The 5267-nt window shown below is 71.7% G+C and carries 6 protein-coding genes and 1 pseudogene; 2 read left to right on the forward strand and 5 right to left on the reverse strand.

The features are described 5' to 3' along the window. Both ACFW2E_RS11290 and folE read left to right on the forward strand, forming a co-directional pair. Positions 1–1035, forward strand: a pseudogene (locus ACFW2E_RS11290) (cell division protein FtsH); the annotation flags it as partial. 128 nt (positions 1036–1163) lie between these two features. Next, on the forward strand, positions 1164–1769 hold the full coding sequence (gene folE / locus ACFW2E_RS11295) for a GTP cyclohydrolase I FolE (protein ID WP_384464860.1): 606 nt from the start codon (positions 1164–1166) through the stop codon (positions 1767–1769). 10 nt (positions 1770–1779) lie between these two features. Here the strand turns inward: folE and ACFW2E_RS11300 are convergent, their stop codons facing one another. From ACFW2E_RS11300 to folP, 5 genes are all read right to left on the reverse strand, one after another. After that, complete coding sequence (locus tag ACFW2E_RS11300; RefSeq protein ID WP_384464863.1) at positions 1780–2268, reverse strand: DUF3180 domain-containing protein; 489 nt, start codon at positions 2266–2268, stop codon at positions 1780–1782. Between the two features lie 72 nt (positions 2269–2340). Continuing rightward, a complete protein-coding gene (folK, locus tag ACFW2E_RS11305) occupies positions 2341–2952 on the reverse strand; it encodes a 2-amino-4-hydroxy-6-hydroxymethyldihydropteridine diphosphokinase (RefSeq protein WP_384464865.1) in 612 nt (203 codons plus the stop codon). Beyond that, positions 2949–3308: a dihydroneopterin aldolase gene (folB, locus tag ACFW2E_RS11310; RefSeq protein WP_384464868.1), complete on the reverse strand. Its 360-nt coding sequence runs from the start codon at positions 3306–3308 to the stop codon at positions 2949–2951. The genes folK and folB overlap by 4 nt, the downstream gene beginning before the upstream one ends. A 248-nt stretch (positions 3309–3556) precedes the next feature. After that, a complete protein-coding gene (locus tag ACFW2E_RS11315) occupies positions 3557–4060 on the reverse strand; it encodes a nuclear transport factor 2 family protein (RefSeq protein ID WP_384464871.1) in 504 nt (167 codons plus the stop codon). Beyond that, complete coding sequence (gene folP / locus ACFW2E_RS11320) at positions 4057–5100, reverse strand: dihydropteroate synthase (protein ID WP_384464875.1); 1044 nt, start codon at positions 5098–5100, stop codon at positions 4057–4059. Before folP ends, ACFW2E_RS11315 begins: the two co-directional genes overlap by 4 nt. Between the last annotated feature and the right edge of the window lie 167 nt (positions 5101–5267).

A 5267-nucleotide genomic window follows, 5' to 3' on the forward strand; every position in this document is an offset into this window, starting at 1 on the left:
CCGGGGGTCCCCCCGGCGGACATGCAGGGCCGACTGGAGATCCTCAAGGTTCACCAGAAGGGCAAGCCGGTCGCGCCCGACGTCGACCTCGCGGCGGTCGCCCGCCGCACCCCGGGCTTCACCGGTGCGGACCTGAGCAACGTCCTCAACGAGGCCGCGCTGCTCACCGCCCGCAGCGACAAGAAGCTCATCGACAACGGCATGCTGGACGAGGCCATCGACCGCGTGGTCGCGGGCCCGCAGAAGCGGACCCGGATCATGTCGGACAAGGAGAAGAAGATCACCGCGTACCACGAGGGCGGACACGCCCTGGTCGCGGCGGCCTCCCCGAACTCCGACCCGGTCCACAAGATCACGATCCTGTCCCGCGGCCGGGCCCTCGGCTACACGATGGTGCTCCCGGACGAGGACAAGTACTCCACGACGCGCAACGAGATGCTCGACCAGCTGGCGTACATGCTGGGAGGCCGCGCGGCCGAGGAGCTCGTCTTCCACGACCCGACCACGGGTGCCGCGAACGACATCGAGAAGGCCACGGCCACCGCCCGCGCGATGGTCACCCAGTACGGCATGACCGAGCGACTGGGTGCGATCAAGTTCGGCGGGGACAACACCGAGCCGTTCCTCGGACGTGAGATGGCTCACCAGCGTGACTACTCGGAAGAGGTCGCCGCGCTGGTGGACGAGGAAGTCAAGAAGCTCATCGAGAACGCGCACAACGAGGCCTGGGAGATCCTGGTCGAGAACCGTGACGTCCTCGACAACCTCGTCCTGGCCCTCCTGGAGAAGGAGACGCTCGGCAAGGAGGAGATCGCCGAGATCTTCGCCACGATCCACAAGCGCCCGCCGCGGCCCGCGTGGACCGGTTCCTCCCGCCGTACGCCGTCCACCCGTCCGCCGGTGCTCTCCCCGAAGGAGCTGGCACTGACCAACGGCGCGAACGGATCGACGCCGGCGATCAGCACGGTCAAGTCCACGGCGTCCGAGTCCGCCCCGGTGACGGAGCAGGCTCCGGAGGACCGCACGGAGAGCTGACCGCCTTACCGGTGCGGCCCCGGCGGCCGCACCGGGCCCGGAATGGATGCCGCGCCCCCCGAGGTTCTAGCCTGGGGGCGCGGCATTTCGCATGCCCGCACGTAGGAGACACAGGAACGAGGCACCAGATGATCGACCCCGTGACGTTGGACGGCGAGGGCGCCATCGGCGAGTTCGACGAGAAGCGCGCCGAGAACGCCGTACGCGAACTCCTGATCGCGGTCGGCGAGGACCCGGACCGCGAGGGCCTGAAGGACACACCGGCGCGCGTGGCACGTGCGTACCGGGAGCTCCTCGCGGGGCTCCGGCAGGAGCCGGAGGACGTTCTGACGACGACGTTCGACCTGGGGCACGACGAGATGGTGCTGGTGAAGGACATCGAGATCGTCTCCCTGTGCGAGCACCATCTCCTGCCGTTCCACGGTGTGGCTCACGTCGGGTACATCCCGGCCGAGACCGGCAAGATCACCGGCCTGTCGAAGCTGGCGCGTCTCGTCGAGGTCTTCGCGCGCCGTCCGCAGGTGCAGGAACGACTCACCACGCAGATCGCGGACTCCCTCATGCGGATCCTGGAGGCGCGGGGAGCGATCGTCGTCATCGAGGCCGAGCACATGTGCATGTCGGTGCGCGGGATCCGCAAGCCGGGCGCCAAGACCACGACGTCGGCGGTGCGGGGTCAGCTGCGGGACGCCACGACCCGTTCCGAGGCGATGAGCCTGATACTGGCGCGCTGACGCCGGGGGGTCACGCGGCCGGTTCCGCGCCCGTGTGGTTGTGGTCGTCGTCCTCCGGGAGCTTGCACACGCGCTCCAGGAAGAGGGCGGCCGCTATGACGGCGATGCCGGCCAGCACGGAGAAGCCGGCGTAGATGGCCTGGTCGCGGCGGGCGGGAATGTCGAGCTGTTCCAGCAGGAAGACGCCCGTGCCGCCGTACATCCCGGCGACGAGGGCGGCGACAAGGGCGCTGGCCTGGCCGAAGACGACCGCGCGGGCGGCCATCAGGGGATCGACGCCCTTCGCGCCCGGGCGGCGCTCGCGCTGGGCCTTGAGGCGGGCGCGGAGCGAGAGCGCCGTGGAGAGGAGCACCGCGGCGATCAGGGCGAGGACGATGGGGGCGGCCAGGGGGACGCTGGGGAGGGTCCCGATCGAGTTCCAGAGGCGGGCGCCCGCCCAGGACAGCACTCCGGCCACGACGAACACGCCGACCAGCACCCTGATGCGCAGCTCTCTCACGGCGTTCCTTCAGCTCCCCCGCAGTATGTGGTCGCCCGGTCGCCCGGTCGTTCCGGCCCTTGACCTTAACGACTACTCGGGCAGCCGGAGTTCCAGGTCCTTGCGGGCTTCGACGCCGTCGCGCGGGACGGCGCCCAGGAGCTCGGCGACCGCGCCGCGGCCGGGCAGCTGGGCGTCGGGGTCCACGTCGTGCCAGGGGACCAGCACGAAGGCGCGCTCGTGGGCGCGCGGGTGGGGGAGCGTCAGGCGCGGGTCGGCGGAGACGACGTCGGCGTACGCGACGATGTCCACGTCGAGGGTGCGCGGGCCCCAGCGCTGGTCGCGCACGCGGTTGAACGCCTCCTCGACGGCGTGCGCCCGCTCCAGCAGGGAGGACGGGGGCAGGGTGGTCTTCAGGACCACGACCGCGTTGTAGTACGAGGGCTGGCTGCCGGGCTCCACGCCCCAGGGCTCCGTCTCGTACACCGGGGAGACGGCCTTGATGCGGACGCCCGGGGTGTCCTCCAGGGCGTCGATGGCGCCCTGGAGGGTCTCCAGGCGGTTGCCGAGGTTGGAGCCGATGGAGATCACGGCCCGTTTGGGGTTGCTCAGAGTCGTGTCGGCGGCGTCCACCTGCTCGACGACGGAGGCGGGTACCGGCTGTACGGTCGGGTCGCTGGGACCCTGCGTGAAGGATGCGGTCATACTCGGCTCCGGGTGATGGTGACGGTCACGTCGTCGAAGGGGACGGTGATCGGCGCGTCCGGCTTGTGGACGCAGACCTCCACCTCCATGACCCCTTCGTGCTTCAGGCAGGCCTGGGCGATGTGCTCGGCGAGGGTCTCGATGAGGTTCACCGGTTCGCCCTCGACCACGGCCACGACCTCTTCGGCCACGATGCCGTAGTGCACGGTCTTCGCCAGGTCGTCGTCGGCCGCGGCCGGCCGGGTGTCCAGGCCAAGGACGAGGTCCACGATGAAGGTCTGGCCCTCCTCGCGCTCCTTGGGGAACACGCCGTGGTGCCCGCGGGCCCTCAGGCCGCGCAGCGCGACACGATCCACGCGAATCACTCCTGCAATCGTCGGTAACGGCCGGTCCGTGCCGTGTGCGGACGCCACACCGGCCTCAGACGAATCTACCTGCGGGCACTGACAGAGCCGGGCTTCAGGGGCGGGTGCCCCGGCCGGGTCCAAGAGGGTTCATCGCGCGTTTCCCCCGGGGAACCCGGCGGCTCATGGGTTGGTAGCCCCACTTACCCGCCAGTTCGTGATTCCAACCACTTCTTGGTCCCTGTGGGCCGCCTACCCGCTCAGGCGGGTGTGTCGTCACCCTCGTCCTCGTCGTTTTCGGCCATCACAGGAGAGGCGTGGTGGGACCAGACCTTCCAGCCGAGCGGGGTGCGGCGGAAAACGTTGGTGGCGACGACCAGCTGACCGACGAGGGGGCCGAGCTCCGCGCCGGCCTCGGGGGCGGGGCCGCCGCTGAGGATGTTCTCGGTGCAGGTCACCAGTGCCGTGTCGCCGGTGACGGAGACATGGACGTCGGTGAGGAAGAACTGGATGTAGTCGGTGTTCGCCATGATCAGCGCGTACGACCTGAGGACCTCGCCGCGCCCCGTGAGCACCGGCCAGCCCGGGTGCACGCACGAGACGACCCCGGCGTCCGCCGGGTCGTGGTACTCCTCGTCGACCCCGAGGTCGGACGGGGCGAGCCAGAGGGACGACAGCTCTTCGAAGTCGCCCCGCTCCATGGCCTCGTAGAAGGCGGTGTTGGCGAGTTCGACCTGCTCGACGTCGGTGTGGGGGGCGCTCACCGGGCTCCTTCGGTGCCGGGTGCGTGCCCCTCTTCGGGTGCGGGGCGCAGTACGTCCGGGCCTGGCGCGTTCTCGACGGTGCGCGCCCCGCGGGACGCCCTCTCTCCCGGCGCGCTCACTGTGGTGTGCGCCCCGAGCGCACCCCCGACACCCACACCCCCGACACCCGGCGCGCTGCCCGGTGTGCGCGCCTTTTCCACGGCCTGCGCGACCCGTACCGCGTCGGCCGTGGCGCGCACTTCGTGGACGCGCACCGCCCACGCCCCGGCCTGCGCCGCGAGGGCGGAGACGGCCGCCGTGGCGGCGTCGCGCTCACGGGCCGGCGGGGGAGCTCCCTCCGGGCCGGCCAGGACGCGGCCGAGGAACCGCTTGCGGGAGGCGGCGACGAGCAGGGGGTACCCCAGGGCGCGGAGCCGGTCGAGGCGGGCGAGGAGGGCGAGGTCGTGCTCGGCCTCCTTGGAGAAGCCGAGGCCGGGGTCGACGACGATGCGGTCGGGGGCGATGCCGCCCCGCAGGACGGCCTCCACGCGCGCGTGGAGTTCGTCGACGACCTCGGTGACGACGTCGGCGTACTCGCCCTTGACGTTGCCATCCAGGAAGCCACGCCAGTGCATGACCACGAAGGGGGCTCCGGAGGCCGCGACGACCGGGATCATCGCCGGGTCGGCGAGGCCGCCGCTGACGTCGTTGACGAGGGCCGCGCCGGCCGCGAGGGCCTGCTCGGCCACCGAAGCGCGCATGGTGTCGACGGACACGACGGCGCCCTCCGAGGCCAGGCCGCGGACCACGGGGATGACACGCCGGAGTTCCTCGGCCTCGTCGACGCGGGTGGCGCCGGGGCGGGTGGACTCGCCGCCGACGTCGACGAGGTCGGCGCCCTCGGCGACCAGTTCGAGCCCGTGCTTGACGGCGGCCGTCGTGTCGAACCAGCGGCCGCCGTCGGAGAAGGAGTCGGGGGTCACGTTCACGACCCCCATGACCGCGCAGCGGTCCCATGCCGGAAGGCCCGCCACTCGGCCGCGCCCGCTCTGGTTGCTCATATGTTCAGCGTAGGCCCAGGGCGACGGCCGCAGGTCCTGCGGCCCGAGCGGGAGCCCCCGGGCCGCGGGGGGGGGGGGGGCGCCGTGCCCCGCCTTTGGGGTGGGGGGGGGGGGGTGGGGGGGGGCGGCTTCCCGCGCGCCCCGCGAGCCGCTGGTCAGGGCAAGGC

The organism is Streptomyces sp. NPDC058964, from assembly GCF_042741275.1.
GTDB lineage: Bacteria > Actinomycetota > Actinomycetes > Streptomycetales > Streptomycetaceae > Streptomyces.

Bases quoted from the DNA above. Each gene is read 5' to 3' on its own strand.
- folE (WP_384464860.1), top strand. From the start codon at position 1,164: ATGATCGACCCCGTGACGTTGGACGGCGAGGGCGCCATCGGCGAGTTC.
- folK (WP_384464865.1), bottom strand. From the start codon at position 2,952: ATGACCGCATCCTTCACGCAGGGTCCCAGCGACCCGACCGTACAGCCG.
- folP (WP_384464875.1), bottom strand. From the start codon at position 5,100: ATGAGCAACCAGAGCGGGCGCGGCCGAGTGGCGGGCCTTCCGGCATGG.